This is a genomic window from Nonomuraea sp. ZG12 (assembly GCF_052068115.1).
Classification (GTDB): Bacteria; Actinomycetota; Actinomycetes; order Streptosporangiales; family Streptosporangiaceae; genus Nonomuraea.
On sequence record NZ_JBQHCW010000007.1, the window covers coordinates 151,941 to 169,665 of the forward strand.

Sequence of the window (17,725 nt, forward strand, 5' to 3'; positions counted from 1 at the left end):
GGGGGAGTCCTTTCGATCTGTCACCGGGTGAGGGGTCCGGCGGCTTTGACGTGCACCCGTACGGCGGGTTCCGACAGGTAGCTCAACGGCACCTCGAGGAGATCGACGATCTGGACGCCGGCCGGATCCGCGCCTGCCGCGACGGCCCGCGCCGCAGCCTCCTCCTTGACCCTTTCGATCGCTTTTGACCGGCTTTCACCTGCAGGCATGATCGTATCGACTCTGCCGCTCGCCAGCGCGATGGCGGCGCCGACGGCGTTGGCCACCGACGCGTGCTCCGGGCGGATGACCTGACTCACCCCGGGGATCCGCTCCGGCAGCAGGAACGCCCCGCCACCCACCGCCACCAGGGGACGGTCGGCCCGGCCGAGGGTCATGCGGTCCACCGCGTCCAGCGCCAGCTCGTCGGCGACGGCCAGCGCCCTTTGCAGAGTGTCGCGAATATCTTCCGACATGTCGCCCACCGCCGCCCGTCCCCCCGACGCCCGTCCCGCCGAAGCCCGTCCCGCCGTCCCTCGCGCCGCCAGCGCCGACAGCGCCGCCTCCAGTCGCTCGTGCCAGTCCGAGACGCCTCGGGGCAGGCGCCCGCCCGCCACGGCCGCGTCCGTGAGCGTCGCGGTGCCGCCGCCGAACACCAGCGCCTCCTCGGCGATCCGGTACCCGACCGAGTCCGGCCCGACGGCTCCCTCCCGCACCACGCTCCCGCCGCCCAGCGCGATGGCCAGGATGTCCGGCATGCGGAAATTCGTCAGCACGCCGCCGATCTCCACCGCCGCCGCCGACTCCCGGGGGAACCCGCCCACCAGCACACCGAGGTCCGTCGAGGTACCGCCCACGTCGGCGACGATCGCGTCCTGGACCCCCGACAGGAGCGCGGCCCCGCGCAGCGAGTTCGCCGGGCCGGAGCCGATGGTCGACACCGGCAACCGCGCGGCGTGCTCCACCGTCATCAGCGTGCCGTCGTTCTGGGCGAGGTACGGCCTGGCCGACAGCCCGCGCTCGGCCAGTGCGCCCGTCAGCGCTCGCGTGACGTGCCCGGCGACGGTGTACAGGGCGGCGTTGAGCACGGTCGCGTTCTCGCGTTCCAGCAGGCCGAGCGAGCCGATCTCGTGGCTCATCGAGACGGGCAGCCCGTACTCCCGCCTGACCAGCTCCTCGATCACCCGCTCGTGCTCGTCGTTGGCCGGGCTGAACACGCTCGTGACCGCGACCGCGTCGGCCCGCACCCCGTCCAGGAAGCGGCGGACCGCGTCCAGGTCGAGCGCGCCGATCTCCCGGCCGTCCACGTAATGCCCGCCGGGCACGATGGCCTCGCCCGCGGAGACGACCTCACGCAGGTCGGCGGGCCAGTCGGAGAGCGGCGGCACGGCGGTGGTCGCGGGCGCGCCGAGCCGCAGCACCGCCACCCGGCCGAGGTTCCTGCGCTCCAGGATCGCGTTGGTGGCGTGCGTGGTGCCCAGCATGACGCGGGTGACGCGGCTCCACGCCGCCGTTCCACGCTCTGTCCCGTACGGCGCGAGCTCGGCCAGGACGGCGTCCAGAGCCGCCCGCAACCCGCCGGTGACGTCCGGAGTCGTCGGCCGCTTGGCCTTGGCGATCACCCGCTCGGACGCGTCCAGCACCACCGCGTCGGTGTTCGTGCCCCCGACGTCGATGCCGACGCGCAGATCGCCCTCAGCCACGCGACTCCTCCTTGACCGGCGCCTCGATGGGCACGTACTCCAGGTCGTAGCCGAACGCCCGCGGCCCGGCCGTCTCCAGGCCCTTGGGCGTGCGCCAGAGCGGGTCGCACGGCCAGGCGAGCACCGCCACGCGCTGGCCGTACCGCAGGCTCTCGGTCTGGATCGCGGCGGCCGTCTCGGTGTCGACCACCGTGATGAGGTCCGGCACCATGGCCCGGACCTCGCCGTCCTCGACGGCGACGAGGTTCTCGTTCTGCAGCTCCAGCCGGAGCGTGCGGCCGCGGTCGTCGCCGGTGCCCTCGATCGTGGCCGTGCCCCTGACGAAGCCGCCGGTGGTGCGCCGCTCCACGTCGGTCAGCTTGCCGGTGATCAGCCTGGCCGCCCCGAGCTCACGCTGGAGGGCCGGCAGCGGCTCGGCCGCGCCCTCGGTGGACCGGCCGACCTCCAGCGCGCGGGTGACCGTACCCTCGATGACCGCGCCGCGTGCCCGCGCGGCGGTGATGACGTAGTCGGCCATCAGCGCGTGCGAGCCGGCCGCCACGCACACCGCCCGCGCCAGCCGCTCCGACCACAGCCCGTCGATGGGACGGATCGTCACGACGTTGCCCACGATGTCGGACATGATGACGAGGTCGGCGGGCAGCCCCGCGACGTACATGGAGACCATCTGAACCTCGGGGAACGCCCGTCCCATGCCGTCGGCGTCGAGCAGCGGCAGGCCGAGCTGGGCCGCCCAGGCCACCGGCGCCACGCCGTTCGAGCCGCCGATCTCCGACGACATGACGGCGGCGGGCGGCCTGCCGAAGATCCGTTCGACCTCCTCGGCGACGCGCCTGGGCTCGTCCTCGCTGTAGATCATCTCGTGGCCCACCGTCGGCGCGCCGATCCCTGACAGCGGCATGACCAGGGCGTCCTCGGGCAGGTCGGCCAGCCGGACGAGCGGCACCTCGCCGTACGTCTGGATCGCCCGCACGGCCGCCAGCGCGCCGGTGCGCACGTCTCCCCCGCCGCCGGTGCCGAGCACCGCGCATCCTCGCGCCAGCGCTGGAACGTCTTCCACTTCGATGCTGCTCATATGGCGACACAACCAAGCACATAAGACCGCATTACGCTACTTAATCGGTTGCCTTCGCTGCTCTCTCGGGAGTCGATTCCCACACCCGCCACCGTGCTCTGGTACATCTGGAGCCATGCGGATCTCAGTGGCGGCCGACAGCCTGGACGGGGTGGCCGAGCAGGTCGTGACGGCGCTGCGCGAGCGCGGCCACGAGGTCGTCCCGCACGGCGCGCTCAGCGCCGAGGAGCGCGACGACTGGGCGTGGGCCTCGGAGTCGGCGGCCCGCGACGTCAGCGAGGGGCGCGCCGACCAGGCGGTGGTGTGCTGCTGGACCGGCACCGGCGCCTCCATCGCCGCCAACAAGGTGCCCGGCGTGCGCGCCGCCCTCTGCGTCGACGCCTACACCGCCGACGGCGCCCGCAAGTGGAACGACGCCAACGTGCTGGCGATCAGCCTCCGGCTCACCTCCGCCGTGATGCTGGAGGAGATCCTCGACGCGTGGCTGGCCGGCCTGCCGAGCACCGACTCCGTGGATCAGGCGAACGTCGCGCATCTGGGCGAGATCTAGAAGCGTCGCTATCGTCGGGCAATGACCGACTTGAGGTGCACGTACTGCGGCGAGGACGGCTTGCAGGCCGGGTTCATTCTGGACGCCGAGAGCCCGAAGGGTTTCGGCAGGTGGGTGGAGGGCGCGCTGGAGCGGGGGATCTTCGGCGGCGCCAAGCTGGCAGGCCGCCCCAAGTGGGAGATCGAGGCCCACCGCTGCCCCAACTGTCAGCACCTGGAGATGTTCGCCAGAAGGCGTGCCTGACCCGCGCGTCCTGGGAATCGTCGGTGCCGCGCTCTAGGGTGCAGGCATGACCCACGTGCCGGTGCCGGCGAGCGCTCCCGCCGAGGCCTTGATGGTTCACCCTGCGCGGACTCTGGTCATGAAAGACGGCGTCGTCCTGCACAATTGACCGGCGGGACCATCGAAAGGCAGGCAAGTGCTCTCTATTCACCAGCGGATCGCCGAAGAGCTCGGGGCGCGCGAGGGGCAGGTGCGAGCCGCGGTCGACCTGCTCGACGGCGGCGCCACGGTGCCGTTCATCGCGCGATACCGCAAGGAGGCCACCGGCGCCCTCGACGACGCCCAGCTGCGCACCCTCGAAGAGCGGCTGCGCTACCTCCGCGAGCTCGAAGAGCGCCGCACCGCGATCCTGGAGTCGATCGAGTCGCAGGGCAAGCTCGACGACGAGCTGCGCGCGCAGATCATGGCGGCCGAGACCAAGGCCCGCCTTGAGGACATCTATCTGCCCTTCAAGCCCAAGCGGCGCACCAAGGCGCAGATCGCCCGCGAGCTGGGCCTGGAGCCGCTGGCCGACAAGCTGCTCGGCGACCCCTCGCTCGACCCCGCCGAAGTCGCCGAGTCCTTCGTCACCGAAGGCGTCGCGGACGCGGGGGCCGCGCTGGAGGGGGCCAGGGCCATCCTGATCGAGCGGTTCGCCGAGGACGCCGACCTCATCGGCGGCCTGCGCGAGCGGCTGTGGACCCACGGCCGCCTGGCCGCCAAGGTCCGCGAGGGCAAGGAGGAGGCGGGGGCGAAGTTCTCCGACTACTTCGAGTTCGCCGAGCCGTTCACCAAGCTGCCCTCCCACCGCATCCTGGCCATGTTCCGGGGCGAGAAGGAGGAGATCCTCACCGTCACGCTGGAGCCGGACGACAGCCCCGATTACGAGCTGCGCATCGCCTCCCGCTTCGGCGTCTCCGACCAGGGCCGCCCCGCCGACAAGTGGCTGACCGAGACGGTCCGCTGGGCCTGGCGCACCCGCATCCTCGTGCACCTCGGCATCGACCTGCGGATGCGCCTGTGGCAGGCAGCCGAGGACGAGGCCGTGCGGGTCTTCGCGGCCAACCTGCGCGACCTGCTCCTGGCCGCCCCCGCGGGCAGCCGCACCACCATGGGCCTCGACCCGGGGCTGCGCACCGGCGTCAAGGTCGCCGTGGTCGACGCCACCGGCAAGGTCGTCGACACCGCCACCATCTACCCCCACGAGCCCAAGCGGCAGTGGGACCAGTCGCTGGCGGTGCTGGGCGCGCTGGCCCAGAAGCACGGCGTCGAGCTGATCGCCATCGGCAACGGCACCGCCTCCCGCGAGACCGACAAGCTGGCCGGCGAACTCGTCACGCACATGCCGACCATCACCAAGATCGTGGTGTCCGAGGCCGGCGCGTCGGTTTACTCCGCCTCCGCCTACGCCTCCCAGGAGCTGCCCGAGCTCGACGTGTCGCTGCGCGGCGCGGTCTCCATCGCCCGCAGGCTCCAGGACCCGCTGGCCGAGCTGGTCAAGATCGACCCCAAGTCCATCGGCGTCGGCCAGTACCAGCACGACCTCGCCGAGTCCCGGCTCTCCCGCTCCCTCGACGCCGTGGTCGAAGACTGCGTCAACGCCGTGGGCGTCGACGTCAACACCGCCTCGGCCCCGCTGCTGACCCGCGTGTCGGGCATCGGCTCCACCCTGGCCGAGAGCATCGTCCGCCACCGTGACGCCAACGGCCCGTTCAAGGCCCGCAAGGCGCTCAAGGACGTCGCCCGCCTCGGGCCCAAGGCCTTCGAGCAGTGCGCCGGCTTCCTGCGGATCCCCGGCGCCGACGACCCCCTGGACTCCTCCAGCGTCCACCCCGAGGCCTACCCGGTGGTCCGCCGCATCCTCGGCTCGGTCCGTACCGACCTCAAGTCCCTGATCGGCAACACGGCGGCGCTGCGCTCCATCAAGCCGCAGGAGTTCACCGACGAGACCTTCGGCCTGCCGACGGTCACCGACATCCTGCGCGAGCTCGAGAAGCCCGGCCGCGACCCGCGCCCCGCCTTCAAGACCGCCACTTTCAAGGAGGGCGTCGAGAAGCTCTCGGATCTCAAGCAGGGGATGATCCTGGAGGGCGTCGTCACCAACGTCGCGGCCTTCGGCGCGTTCGTCGACGTCGGCGTGCACCAGGACGGCCTGGTCCACGTCTCCGCCATGTCCCACAACTACGTGAAGGACCCGCGAGACGTGGCCAAGTCGGGCGACATCGTCCGGGTCAAGGTCCTCGACATCGACATCCCCCGCAAGCGCATCTCCCTCACCCTCCGCCTCGACGACGACCCCGCCCAGTCCACCACCGGCGGCCCTCGCGCCGACACCGCCCAGCCCGGCGGATCGGCCGAGGGAGGCCGCCGCCCACGCGGCGGCCGAGGCGACGGCGACCGCACCGGCGCGGGCGGCCAGCGCGCTCGCGGCGACGGCGCCCAGCAGGGGCGTGGCGACGGCCCTCAGCGAGACGGCGGCCAACGTGACGGCGGCGGCCAGCGCGGCCGTGGCGACGGTGCCCAGCGAGACGGCCAGCGGCAGCGCGATGGCGGCAAGCGTGACACGGGCCAGCGCGGTGGAGGTCAGCGGCGCGCGGAGCCATCGGGCGCCATGGCCGAAGCCCTCCGCAAGGCAGGCCTCACCGGCGACAAACCCTGACCAACCCTCATCCCTGCACCTTCCGCCGCAGGCACCGCGAGGAATGCCGCCCACCGCAGGCGTTCCCTACGGGGGACGTATCGCGGCAGGCCACGTCACAAAGGACACACCGCCGCAGGCGTTCCCACGGAGGACGCACCGCCGCAGGCGTTCCCACGGAACGCCTGCGGCGGGCTCCTGTCTTCGGCGGCGGGACGGACGCCGAGGGGACTTCCAGGGCGGTTTAGGGCACCCGGCTCGGGACCCCGGCCAAGACAACGCTGACCGCCCGCAGGACGGCGCTGGAGCGATGTTTCCCGCCACAGGCGTCTGCGGCCCCCTGGGCGTGAAACGAAACACCGAGGCGATCTCGTACAGGATGGTGAAGAGCCACCCCGCTCGGGGACCCCGGCCGGAGGCGGCGCCGGCTGGTCTGCGGCGCTAGATGCCCCAGGCCGGGATCGTGGCGACGGTCTTGCGGGCGTAGTCCTTCATGTCGCTCACGATGATCGCGGGGGGTTGGGTGACCATGTCACCCAGGTCCTGGCAGTGGCCCCAGAGGTCGATGACGAAGGCGTCGGCGTTCCAGTCGGCGAGCTTGCCCTTGATGTCGCCGGTGGTCCGGCCGGCGACGAGGACGTAGTGGTTGTCGTGGCCCTTCTTGAGCTCGACGACCTCGATGGGGACGGTGAACGTCGGCGCGGTGCTCTTGAGCGCGTAGACGCACAGGTGGGCGAACAGGATGCACGTCAGCGGCCGATCGGCGTCCTGTTCGAGGGCTCCGGCGACAATCTCGCCACCGGCGAACCAGTACTCGGGAGTGGTCGTCCAGGTCTTCATCTCGCCCGGGGTCCGGGAGACGCCGTCCGAGGGCCGGACGAGCGCGATCTTCCTTTCGAGCTGCCCGGCGAGATGGAGTTTCTGCTGGTCGGCGCTCTGGTTGACGGGATTGGCGACCTTTGACTTCGCGTAGGCACTCAGCACTTCGCGGGCGACCCTGACATCACTCATCCGCACCACTTTCGTCGTGCGCGGTGCGCCTCCCGGTCTGAGGCGACTCCGCGCAGACCCCCCATTCTGTGCCTGAGCGCCGCGACGGTGAGTATCCTCACGGACACAATTGGCTGGCATGAAGTGCCCGGTAGAAGTCCTTCCCGAGGGCGGTGTTGTGCACTTCAGCCGGCGCGGGCCGCCATGTCACCCCGACCGTCAGGACCAGCTTGCCGCGTACGTGTCCCACGTCGCTGCGGGCCGGCGGCACGCGGACAGCTCGCTGCCCTCCTGGCACGCCGCGCCCGGTCCCGCTGGGCCACCGCCGCCTCCGCCAGGGGGTATGTGGCCGCCACCGTGATGATCAGGACGCCCTCGGCGGCCGGCTCGGCCGAGCGTTCCTGAGGGCAGGCCGCGAAGGTGATGCCGAACCGCTCGGCGCGGAAGTCGGCGATGGTGACGATGCGGTCGGTGCCGCCGCGCGGGTCGACGGAGTCAGGGAGCGCGCCCCGGCCCGCGACGTCGAACACGCGTCGACGCCGTTAGGGCGAGCGCGCGTACCCGCTCGGTCAGCCCTGCGCCGTAGGTGGAAGCCGTACAGGATGGAGCCGCTACGGGGGCGCGGTCGTCAGTCGGCCGCGCGGGAGCGGTCCGCGATCGACTTCTCGATCACCTGGGCGAGAGCGACGAAGGACTCGATCTCGTCGGCGGACAGCCCCTGGACGGAGATGTCCTCAAGGGCGGACCACATGGCCTCGATGGGCTCGCGCATGGCGCGGCCTCGGTCGGTGAGCCGGACGAGCTGCACCCGCCGGTCGTGTTCGGCCGGTTCGCGGGTGAGCAGGCCTGCCTCCTGCATGCGCCGCAGGGACTTGGAGACGGTGGAGTGGTCGAGGCCGACGGCGTCCAGGAGCTCCGACTGCGTCTGGCCGTCCCGGTCGAACAGCCGCATCAGCAGCAACTCCTGGCCGGGGTGAAGGCCCAGATCCCGCAGCATCCCGGCCGCGTGCGCGCGGTGGGCGCGGGCGAGGGTGAAGATCGAGAAACTCAGGCGTCCGCCGCCTGCCGCGCTGGGCCGCCGGTCCGGTGGGGAAGTGGTCATGCCTCGCCTCTGGCTGACGCTCGCATGGAGCTCTGTGGTCGTCGGCTGGTGAAATGGTCGTCGAAGCCTCCGTGGGGAGATCCCGTCAAGGTATCACCAATTAGGTGGCTAGCCAATTAGTCAGGTCGGTGCAGCTCAGCGGCGATGTTCGGGGACTCCAGAACTCCGCTCGCAGCGCAACGCCCACACCGCCGGGGCGAGGCCGGGGGCGATACGGTCGAAGGGTGAGCACCACAGCTTTCGACACGACCATCAGTCAGGCCCGCGACCTGCTCAGGTGGCGTTCCCCGCTGCGCACAGAGCTCTGGGCCGCCCGGCTCACCACCGAGGCGCGGGCCGACGAGACGCTCCTGCAGCAGCTGGCGCGGGACGGCGGAGCGGAGGCCCGGCTCGCCCTCGCCGCTCTGGCGGCGGTCAATCCCGAGGAGCCCGCCACTCCGGGCGCGGTCAATCCCGAGGAGCCCGCCACGCCGGGCGAGGACGACGACGACGTCCTCGGGCCCCACCTGCGGGCCGGTCGCGAGGCCATCGGCTCACTTCCCGGCTGGGTGGCCCGCATGGGCCAGGTGACCTGCGAAGGAGCCTGGTACGGCAAGGCCGACCGCTACGGCGAGCAGACCCTGGCCGCCCTCTCCTTCCGCTACGGCAACGGCAAGGAGCCGCACCTCCTCGTGGTCGGCATCGACCAGGTCCACGGCGGCCTGGCGGTCGACGCCGTCGTCGAGGAGCTCAAGTTCCTCGACGATCTCGATCTCGCGCCCACCGACGCGGGGGTGGTGGCGGGGCGCATCCTGGACGCGTTCGAGCTCACCGACCTCGTCATGGGAGCGGAGGTCGCGCCGACCCTCCCCACCGTCCGCGCCCTCGCGCTCTCCCGCGCGCACGCCGTCCCCCACCCTGTACGGCATGCGGGCGACGACCTCGTGGCCCGTTTCCACGACCTGCCGGACGAGCCGGCGGCGCGGGAGGCGTTCGACGCGCTGGTGGACTTCCTCGGCGACCGTCCGCTCTGGTGGAGTCCGGCCAGGGCTTCGCAGTTCCTCACCGCCTGGCTGCCCCGGGAGGCCCTGCTGTCGGATGAGGCGATCGCGGCCATGCCCGAAGTGGTCCGGCTGTGGACCCGCCACCACGGCGAGCACCCCGAGATCCTGCGCCGCATCGACGCCGACGCGCCGGGGCTGCCCCTTCTCATGGCGGACGACTCCCTGGCCAGTGTCAACAAGCGCATCAGCCGGCACCGGGCCTGACCACCGCCGCCCGTTCTCGCGGCTACCGGGCCGGCGGTGGAAGCGAGGCATCGGGCAAGGGCGGCTATGCTGCGCAGTGACGTTCACGCCGCCCCAGCTCGGGCGTTCCAAGGGAGATCTACGCAATGTACAAGGAGTTCGCTGCCGAGGCCGTCGTCTGGCTGGTGCCCATCGTGGTTCTCATCGGTCTCGCCCTGATGGTGACCTCCTGACGACCGACACCGGATACGCCTGACGGGTTGGACGGCGGACGCCGTCAACGCGCCTGATGGTCGGCACCCTGATGGTGCCGGCCCTTCAGCGACGGCTCATCTGTAGTACTCGTAGCGCACGACGGTGTTCGCCTTCTTGTCGAAGCGGATCTCGCCATCGAGCCACCGGTTCCACAGGGTGGACAGCGTGCGGGTTTTGACCGTGCAGCCTCCCCAGCGGACGCGCTTGGGGCGAATCTTGCCGATGTAGTCGTAACACGATCCGGCCTTGCGGCCGTTGATCTTCAGGCGTGCGTTCACATTCACCGAATAGACGGTTGTCCGGGACTTATTGGTGATTCGCACCTTGATGCGACAGGTGTCCTTGCAACGGCCGAAGTAGATGGTGTATTTGATCAGCTTGGGCGCGGTGACCGTGGCTCTGTCAGCGGTGGCCGAGACGCTGGTCGCCGCCGGAGCAGCGGCCAGTTGCCCGGTGGCGGCACCCGCCGGAGGTGGTGCGAGGGTGACGGTGACCGCTGTCGCGAGTAAGAGCGCGCCGGCGCACTTCCTGATCATGTTGCCCCCATAGCAACGAAACCAGCCGCTTCCCCCTGATGAAAACGGCCTCCCGCTTTCCGATTAACCGCCAGGAAAGCGACAGGGTCAATGATTACCGACAAAAGTCAGACATACGCCTAATGTCCGGCCGAACCGGCCGAGCAGTGGACCGCTGTGCCTCGGCTGATCGTCTCGGGGAGCGCGAGTGTGCCGCGAACGGGCATCACTCGGCGAAGGGCGGTGAGTCCCCTGCCTCGTTGAGCTCGGCGATGGCGAGCTCGGCCGTGGTCCGGATGTCGAAGAACTTGTCGAGCGCGGTGATCGCGAACAGGTGCTTGCACCTGCCGTTGAGCCCGGACAGCAGCAGCCGCCCGCCGGACGCGGTGACCGCTTTGTGCAGGTAGACCAGCACGGACAGCCCTGAGGAGTCGCAGACGGCGACAGCCTGCATGTCGATGACGAGCAATGGTGGCTGGGTCAGGTCGAGAGCCTTGGTGACACGATCGCGAACCTCGGCCGCGGATCCGAAGTCGAAGTCTCCCGTCAGCCTTGCGATGACGCACGGGCCCTGAAGCCCGAGACTGATCGACAAGGCTTGATCTGAACTCACCCAGCTCCACCTACCCGCGTTTGTGCTGTCCTTCCCCACACTTTACGAGAGGTCGCGTCGAGGGTCGGACACCAGCATCTGCTCGATCTGCTCATCGGACACACCGAGTCGCGCAGTGCGGCCAACACGTCGTCGTGAATGTGATCGTAGCGGCAGTTGGCCCTGTCCCGCTGAGGCGCACGTCCCAGGCAGAGGCAAAACAGCTCCCACCCCGGCGAGGGCGCGGCTGAGCGCGATCCGACGGCGCGCCAGGGGCCACGAAAGTGGCCCCTGGCCGAGCCGTCGGGCCGGCGATGACGATCCGAAAACGGCCCATACCAAACACCGCCAAACCAACGGCAAATACTCCAAATCGTTACTGCCACTCGTCAGACCGACCGGCTCATCCCCCGAGCCGCGCGAACAACGGCTCCGGCCGCGGCAACCGCACCTCCCCCACCGCGCCCCCCGCTGCCTCCCCCACCGTGTCCCCCACTGCCGCCGCCACACGAGCCGCCGCAGTGGGCAGGAAAGGCGCAAGTTGTACGGCCAGCGCCCCGCAGGCGTGCACCAGAGTCGCCAGGGAGACCTCCCTGTCGGCCGGCGACTGGCGCCAAGGCTGCGCCGTTTCGACGTACTTGTTCGCCTCCTCGACGATGGCCCAGACGGCGCCGGCCGCCCGGCGGAAGTCGAAGGCCGCCAGCGCCTCGTGCACCAGCTCCGGCGCCCGCTCACAAGCGTCGATCCGCTCGGGAGGCACGTCCGGCACCAGCCCGCCGTGAAAGCGGTGGACCATGGTGACGACCCGGTTTACCAGGTTGCCGACGCCGTTGGCGAGGTCCTCGTCGGCCCTGGCGATCAGCCGCTCCTCGGTGAAGTCGGCGTCGCCCACGCGCGGCACCTCACGCAGCAGCCACCACCGCACCGCGTCCACGCCATAGGCGCGCACGAGCGCCACGGGATCGACGACCGCCCCGGACGACTTGCTGATCTTGTGCCCGGCCGCCGTCAGGTAGTCGTGCACGAAGATCCCGGTGGGCAGCGGCAGACCCGCCGAGAGCAGCATCGCCGGCCACGTCACCGCGTGGAAGCGGATCACGCCTTTGCCCATCAGGTGGATCTTGCGCGGCTCCCGTACCCACCAGCGTTCGTACCCGTCGCCGTCCAGCGCGGTGATGTAGTTGGCCAGCGCGTCCCACCACACGTAGATCACCTGGCTCGGATCGCCGGGCACCGGGATTCCCCAGCCGCGCGAACGGGCCGCGGAGCGCGAGATGCTGATGTCGTCCAGGCCCGCCTCGATGAACGCCAGCACCTCGTTCCTGCGGGCGGCGGGCTCGATCGTCAGCCGGCCGCTGCGGATCAGCTCCAGCAGCGGCCCCTGATAACGCGACAGCCGGAAGAACCAGTTCTCCTCCGACACCCGCTGCAACGGCGTCCGGTGACCTTCCGGGCACGGACCCTCCGGGTAGAACTGCTCGCAGCCGACGCAGTAGAGCCCCTCGTAGTGCCGCCGGTACAGGTCGTGCCCGATCGCCTGCCAGATCCGTTCCACCCCGGCGCGGTGCCCCGGATGGGCGCTCGTCCGGACGAACGCGTCGAACGACAGGTCCAGCGGCTCGCGCAGCCCCTCGAACGCGGCGGCGTTGCGATCCACGAGCTCACGCACCGGCACGCCTTCGGCCTCGGCGGCCAGCACGTTCTTCAGCGAATTGTCGTCGGTGCCCGTCTGGAAGCGCACCGGCTCGCCGCGCCGCCGATGATGCCGGGCGAGCACGTCCCCTTGCACGATCTCCAGCGCGAACCCCAGATGCGGACGGGCGTTCACGTACGGGATGGTCGTCGTGATGTACATCGGATGCCTCCAAAGGGCCCCGGACACGACGAGAGGCCCCGGTCGCAGGGCCTCAACAGAACGTCGCCGGTGAGCCCCGCTAGGGGGCCATCATCACCTGATGCGCCGTCATGCCCCCATCGTAACGCCCGTCATCAGACGAACCCAGCCAATTTGTAGAGCACGAGCGACCCGGCGACCGCCACGTTCAGGCTGTGCCCCGTACCGATCATGGGGATCTCGACCACGGCATCGAGCAGATCGACCGCCTCGGCGGGGATCCCGGCCGCCTCGTTGCCGAGCACCACGATCGTCGGCTGCCTGGCCATCGGCAGGTCGGCCAGCCTGATCGCCTCCTCGGCCAGCTCCACCCCCACCACCCGGTCACCGGCCGCCCGCCGCTCCCCGAGCCACCGCAGCGGCCGCACCCAGTGCACGCACGCCCCGGCGCGCAGTGTGTTGCCCTTGTCCAGTGCCTCGGGCACCCACGGCAGGCGGGGCACGGCCATACAGGCTCCGACCGCGTCACAGGTGCGCAGCAGGGTGCCCAGGTTGACGCCGTGCAGCGGCCACAGCGGCGCCACGGTCAGATGGCCGAGACAGCGCGGCGGGCGGTGGCGCCGTACAGACCTCAGATCTTTTCTCGTACGGACCCTGACCCCGCTCATGCGCGCGGGCGGATCTCCTCCGCGGAGGTCGTCATGTGGAGGGCGCTTTCAGCGGCACGCCCGAGCCATCGAAGGGAGCCCTCAGGGTAACCCTCCGGCCCGTCCGTTCCAAGGCCGATGCCGCACCGCCCAGACGACGGCCCCGACGGCGAAGACGGCCAGCCCGGCGAGCACCGACTGCCCCGGGAGGGTGGCGGCGAGGCCCAGACAGAGCAGCAGGCCCAGCCCCGAGACGACCTTGGGAGGCGCGCCCTCGTCGCGAGCGAGCGTCAGCGCGCTGGCGTTGGCGATCGCGTAGTAGACGAGCACCCCGAACGACGAGAACCCGATCGCCCCTCGCAGATCGGCCACCAGCAACAACCCGATCACCGCCACACTCACCACCAGCTCAGCCCGCCGCGGCACCTGCACAGCACCCCCGCCTACAGCGGAAGACCCTCCCGACACGTTCTGGGCACGGGCTGAATCGCCGGAACCGCCCGAGGCGTCCTCCGGCCGGCCGGAAGCGGGGGGACCACCGAGCGCGGGGCGGACTGGGGACAGGACGGCGAGGACGGCTGGGAGGTCGCGTTCGCGTGCCATGGCGAGGACGGTGCGTGAGACGCCCAGGAGCAGGGCGAGCAGCGCGCCGAGCGCGGCCACGGCCGCCCCGGCGCCGACGACCGGCCGTAGCCAGGCCGCGCCCGCCGCGTCCACCACGTCGGCGAGCGGCGCGGCGGAGTTCGCCAGCGCCCACGGCCCCAGCTCGGTCAGCGCGGCCGCCGCCACCAGCGCGTAGACCACCAGCGTGATGCCGAGCGCGAGCTGGATGGCGTGCGGGATGGTGCGGCCGGGGTCGCGGACCTCCTCCCCCATGGTGGCGATCCTGGCGTAACCGGCGAAGGCAAAGAACAGCAGCCCGGCCCCCTGCAGAACCCCCCAGAGTCCGGGGTCGGCGACCTCAGCCGTCAGGGCCTGGACGAAGGACCGGGTCGGGCCGTCGGGGAGACCTGCGAGGTCGGAAAGCTGGATGACCTGCTCTTTGTCGATGATCTTGGCGTTCGGCGGCAGTGTCTCACCGGCCCCATCGGACGGCATCGGCCGATCAGCCTGGTCCGACGCGACGGTGCTGGTGTCGCCGCTGGTGGGCGGGTGGCTCAGGAAGGCGGCGCCCACGACGGTGGCGAGGACCACGAGGACGAGCGCCACCATGACGCGGGCGGCCGTGGCCGAGCGCTGCACGCCGAAGAGGTTGAGCGCGGTCAGCGCCACCACGGCGGCGATGGCGAGCGGCCTGGCCAGGTCGGGGGCCACGTAGGCGCCGAAGGTCAGCGCCATCGCGGCGCAGGACGCCGTCTTGCCGACGGTGAACCCCCACCCCGCGAGGTAGCCCCAGAACGGGCCCAGTCGCCGCCTGCCGTACACGTAGGTGCCGCCGGACTCGGGATAGCGGGCCGCCAGCCGGGCTGAGGAGGTGGCGTTGCAGTAGGCCACGACGGCGGCCAGCGCCAGCGAGGCGGGCAGCCACGCCCCCGCCGCCCCGGCGGCCGGGGCGAAGGCCGCGAAGATCCCCGCGCCGATCATGGCGCTCAACCCGACGAACACCGCGTCGGCGGTGCCGAGCCGCCGCGCCAGCCCCTCCGCCATACGCCTCCCCCCGTTGTGCTCGCAGCAACTCTGCACCATCCGGCCGACACTTTGCCACGGCGGGTCCCGGCCACCCGCACCCAAGGTGGAAGTCCGTACGAGCATCCGGCGCGGCTACGCCGGGTAGGCGTGGGTCTCTGTGGCCTTGACGGAGGCCCAGACCGTCTGGCCGGGGGTGAGGTCCAGGTCGGCGAGGGCGGCGGCGGTGATGTCCGCGGCGACCGCGATCGGCCCGTCGAGGTGTACGCGGACGCTGTCGCCGTGGGGTTCCATGCCGTCGATGCGGCCCTCCCACAGGTTGCGCGGGGTGCCGTTGGGACGGGCTCGGTAGAGGGCCACGGCTGACGGCCGGAACGCCACGAACACCGGCCCGGTGGTCTCCTCCTGGGCCCGGAGCACCACCTCGGGCCCGAGCCGGACGAGGTGCCCGTCCGCGTCCCCCCGGTAGAGGTTCAGGCCGACCAGGCGGGCCACGTAGTCCGTACGGGGGCGGCGGGCCACCTCGGCGGGCGGTCCCTCCTGGACGACGGCGCCGTGTTCGATCACCACGAGCCGGTCGGCGAGCACCATCGCGTCCAGCGCGTCGTGCGTGACCAGCACGCACGCGCCGTCGAAGGCGGCCAGCCGCCGCCTCAGGTCCGCGCGGATCTCCAGCCTGGTGTGCGCGTCGAGCGCGGCGAGCGGCTCGTCCAGGAGGAGCAGTCTGGGCTGTACGGCCAGCGCGCGGGCCAGCGCGACCCGCTGCGCCTGCCCTCCGGACAGCTGTCCCGGCTTGGCGGCGGCGAAGTCGCCGAGGCCGACGCGTTCCAGCCAGGTCATGGCCGTACGGCGTGCCTCGGCCTTGGGTACGCCGCGCGAGCGGGGGCCGAAGGCGACGTTCTCCAGGGTCGACAGGTGCGGGAACAGCAGGTAGTCCTGGAACACCACCCCCACCGGCCGGGCGGCGGGCTCGGCCAGATGGAGCCGCTCCCCGTCCAGGTCGATGAACCCGCCGGCCAGCGGCTCCAGCCCGGCCAGGGCGCGCAGGGCCGTGGTCTTGCCGGCCCCGTTGGGACCGAGCAGCGCCACCACCTCGCCGGGCGCGACGTTCAGCGCCAGATCCAGCCGGAAGGCCGGCCGCTCGACCACGAGCCGTGCCCTCACGAGATCCACCGGTCCCTGAGCCCGGCCAGCACCACGATGGACACGGCCAGCAGGACCAGGCTGAGGACGATGGCGGCCTCGGGTTCGGTCTCCAGCGCGAGGTAGACGGCCAGGGGCATGGTCTGGGTGCGGCCGGGGAAGTTGCCCGCGAACGTGATCGTCGCCCCGAACTCCCCCAGCGCCCGCGCCCAGCACAGCACCGCGCCCGCCACGATGCCGGGCGCCACCAGCGGCAGCGTCACCCTGCGGAACACGGTCAGCCGCGAGGCGCCGAGCGTCGCCGCAGCCTCCTCGTAGCGCAGGTCGGTGCCCCGCAGCGCCCCCTCCACGCTGATCACCAGGAACGGCATCGCGACGAACGCCTCCGCCAGGACGACGCCCGCCGAGGTGAACGGGAGCTGGAATCCCAGGTACTGCCCGACGAGCCCGTTCCTGCCGAAGACCAGCAGCAGGGCCACGCCCCCGACGACCGGCGGCAGCACCAGCGGCACGGTGACCAGCGCCCGCACCACCCGCCTGCCCCTGAACTCCACCCGTGCCAGCACCCACGCCAGCGGCACCCCGAGCAGCAGGCACAGTCCGGTGGCGATGGTCGCGGTCACCAGCGACAGCCGCAGCGCGTCGAGCACCTGCGGCGCGGCGAGCCGGGCCCCGAGCGTCCCCCACGGCGCCTCGACCAGCAGCCCGGCCAGCGGGAGCACCAGGAACGCCAGTCCGACCGCGGCCGGCACCGCCAGCACCCACGGCACCCGTCCCCGGACCACCCCGGCCTTCACGCTCACCCGCTCCCGCACCGCCCGGCCTTCACCCTCACCCGTCACCGACGTCGAACCCGGCGTCGGTCAGCACCCGCTGTCCCTGCTCCGACAGGACGAGCGCGACGAAGTCCCGCGCCGCCTGACCGTCGCCGAGCGCCGCGATCGGGTAGTCGTTAACCGCCTTCGCCGACTCGGGGAACTCGATCCCCTCCACCTTCCCCTGGGCCGCGAGCACGTCGGTCCGGTAGACGAGCGCCGCGTCCACCTCGCCGAGCGTCAGTTTGGTGAGCGTCGCCTTGACGTCCCGTTCCAAGGTCACGGGCGTGACGCCCAGCCCGGCGAGCACGGTCGCCGCGGCGGCCCCGCAGGGCACCTGGGGCGCGCAGATGGCCACCTTCACCTCACTGCCGGCCAGATCCCGCAGCCCGGTGATCCGGGAGGGGTTGCCGGGCGGCACCGCGATCGTCAGCCGGTTGCGCGCGAACACCCGGGACGCCCCGGTGACCTGCCGCATCGTCGCGGGCGACGCCGCGGCGAACACGTCGGCCGGCGCCCCACGGCCGATCTGCTGGGCCAGGGTGGCACTCGACCCGAAGTTGAGCGTCACCTTCGTCCCGGGACGCGCCGCCTCGAAGGTCTCACCCAGCTCCGTGAAGGTGCCGGTCAAGGAGGCCGCGGCGAAAACGGTCAGCCCCGGCCCCGAGGCCGCACACGCCGTCGACACGGTGAAAAGGCAGACCCCGAGCAGGCAGTGGACAAGAACGCGGAGGCCCAGGAGGCGGGAGACGGGCGGCACACGACGCATCGGGG

The 17,725-nt window shown here is 71.5% G+C and carries 17 protein-coding genes; 4 read left to right on the plus strand and 13 right to left on the minus strand.

Annotated features, from left to right (window positions below):
- Positions 1-20: 20 nt before the first annotated feature.
- Together ACTMTF_RS21375 and ACTMTF_RS21380 are read right to left on the minus strand one after the other, a co-directional pair.
- On the minus strand, positions 21-1,682 hold the full coding sequence (locus ACTMTF_RS21375) for a hydantoinase/oxoprolinase N-terminal domain-containing protein (protein WP_441112277.1): 1,662 nt from the start codon (positions 1,680-1,682) through the stop codon (positions 21-23).
- A complete protein-coding gene (locus ACTMTF_RS21380) occupies positions 1,675-2,757 on the minus strand; it encodes a DUF917 domain-containing protein (protein WP_441112278.1) in 1,083 nt (360 codons plus the stop codon). Before ACTMTF_RS21380 ends, ACTMTF_RS21375 begins: the two co-directional genes overlap by 8 nt.
- 115 nt (positions 2,758-2,872) lie before the next feature.
- Between ACTMTF_RS21380 and ACTMTF_RS21385 the strand changes: the two genes are divergently transcribed.
- The 3 genes from ACTMTF_RS21385 to ACTMTF_RS21395 all read left to right on the plus strand — a co-directional run bounded on the left by ACTMTF_RS21385 (position 2,873) and on the right by ACTMTF_RS21395 (position 6,227).
- Positions 2,873-3,307 carry an RpiB/LacA/LacB family sugar-phosphate isomerase gene (locus ACTMTF_RS21385; RefSeq protein WP_441112279.1) on the plus strand — a complete coding sequence of 145 codons (435 nt, stop codon included), beginning with the start codon at positions 2,873-2,875 and terminating at the stop codon, positions 3,305-3,307.
- Between the two features lie 21 nt (positions 3,308-3,328).
- Positions 3,329-3,550 carry a hypothetical protein gene (locus ACTMTF_RS21390; protein ID WP_441112280.1) on the plus strand — a complete coding sequence of 74 codons (222 nt, stop codon included), beginning with the start codon at positions 3,329-3,331 and terminating at the stop codon, positions 3,548-3,550.
- 175 nt (positions 3,551-3,725) lie between these two features.
- Positions 3,726-6,227, plus strand: a complete 2,502-nt coding sequence (locus tag ACTMTF_RS21395; protein WP_441112281.1) for a Tex family protein — start codon at positions 3,726-3,728, stop codon at positions 6,225-6,227.
- Between the two features lie 420 nt (positions 6,228-6,647).
- On the opposite strand, the gene ACTMTF_RS21400 is transcribed toward ACTMTF_RS21395, so the two are convergent.
- From ACTMTF_RS21400 to ACTMTF_RS21410, 3 genes are all read right to left on the minus strand, one after another.
- Positions 6,648-7,217, minus strand: coding sequence for a hypothetical protein (locus ACTMTF_RS21400; protein ID WP_441112282.1), 570 nt, complete (start codon positions 7,215-7,217; stop codon positions 6,648-6,650).
- Positions 7,218-7,381: 164 nt separating this feature from the next.
- On the minus strand, positions 7,382-7,726 hold the full coding sequence (locus ACTMTF_RS21405; protein ID WP_441112283.1) for a hypothetical protein: 345 nt from the start codon (positions 7,724-7,726) through the stop codon (positions 7,382-7,384).
- A gap of 98 nt (positions 7,727-7,824) precedes the next feature.
- Positions 7,825-8,298, minus strand: coding sequence for a MarR family winged helix-turn-helix transcriptional regulator (locus ACTMTF_RS21410; protein WP_441112284.1), 474 nt, complete (start codon positions 8,296-8,298; stop codon positions 7,825-7,827).
- 224 nt (positions 8,299-8,522) lie between these two features.
- On the opposite strand from ACTMTF_RS21410, the gene ACTMTF_RS21415 reads away from it, so the two are divergent.
- Positions 8,523-9,545: a hypothetical protein gene (locus ACTMTF_RS21415; protein WP_441112285.1), complete on the plus strand. Its 1,023-nt coding sequence runs from the start codon at positions 8,523-8,525 to the stop codon at positions 9,543-9,545.
- A gap of 308 nt (positions 9,546-9,853) precedes the next feature.
- On the opposite strand, the gene ACTMTF_RS21420 is transcribed toward ACTMTF_RS21415, so the two are convergent.
- From ACTMTF_RS21420 to modA, 8 genes are all read right to left on the minus strand, one after another.
- On the minus strand, positions 9,854-10,315 hold the full coding sequence (locus tag ACTMTF_RS21420; protein WP_441112286.1) for a hypothetical protein: 462 nt from the start codon (positions 10,313-10,315) through the stop codon (positions 9,854-9,856).
- Between the two features lie 205 nt (positions 10,316-10,520).
- Entirely contained in the window at positions 10,521-10,907 is a 387-nt protein-coding gene (locus ACTMTF_RS21425) for an STAS domain-containing protein (protein WP_441112287.1), read from the minus strand.
- A 382-nt stretch (positions 10,908-11,289) separates the two neighbouring features.
- A complete protein-coding gene (locus tag ACTMTF_RS21430; protein ID WP_441112288.1) occupies positions 11,290-12,741 on the minus strand; it encodes a methionine--tRNA ligase in 1,452 nt (483 codons plus the stop codon).
- A 134-nt stretch (positions 12,742-12,875) separates the two neighbouring features.
- Positions 12,876-13,388, minus strand: coding sequence for a TrmH family RNA methyltransferase (locus tag ACTMTF_RS21435; RefSeq protein WP_441112289.1), 513 nt, complete (start codon positions 13,386-13,388; stop codon positions 12,876-12,878).
- A gap of 81 nt (positions 13,389-13,469) precedes the next feature.
- On the minus strand, positions 13,470-15,014 hold the full coding sequence (locus tag ACTMTF_RS21440; protein ID WP_441112290.1) for an APC family permease: 1,545 nt from the start codon (positions 15,012-15,014) through the stop codon (positions 13,470-13,472).
- 114 nt (positions 15,015-15,128) lie between these two features.
- Complete coding sequence (locus ACTMTF_RS21445; RefSeq protein ID WP_441112291.1) at positions 15,129-16,166, minus strand: ABC transporter ATP-binding protein; 1,038 nt, start codon at positions 16,164-16,166, stop codon at positions 15,129-15,131.
- Positions 16,154-16,951 carry an ABC transporter permease gene (locus tag ACTMTF_RS21450; RefSeq protein ID WP_441112488.1) on the minus strand — a complete coding sequence of 266 codons (798 nt, stop codon included), beginning with the start codon at positions 16,949-16,951 and terminating at the stop codon, positions 16,154-16,156. Before ACTMTF_RS21450 ends, ACTMTF_RS21445 begins: the two co-directional genes overlap by 13 nt.
- Positions 16,952-16,967: 16 nt before the next feature.
- Positions 16,968-17,720, minus strand: a complete 753-nt coding sequence (modA, locus tag ACTMTF_RS21455; protein ID WP_441112292.1) for a molybdate ABC transporter substrate-binding protein — start codon at positions 17,718-17,720, stop codon at positions 16,968-16,970.
- Between the last annotated feature and the right edge of the window lie 5 nt (positions 17,721-17,725).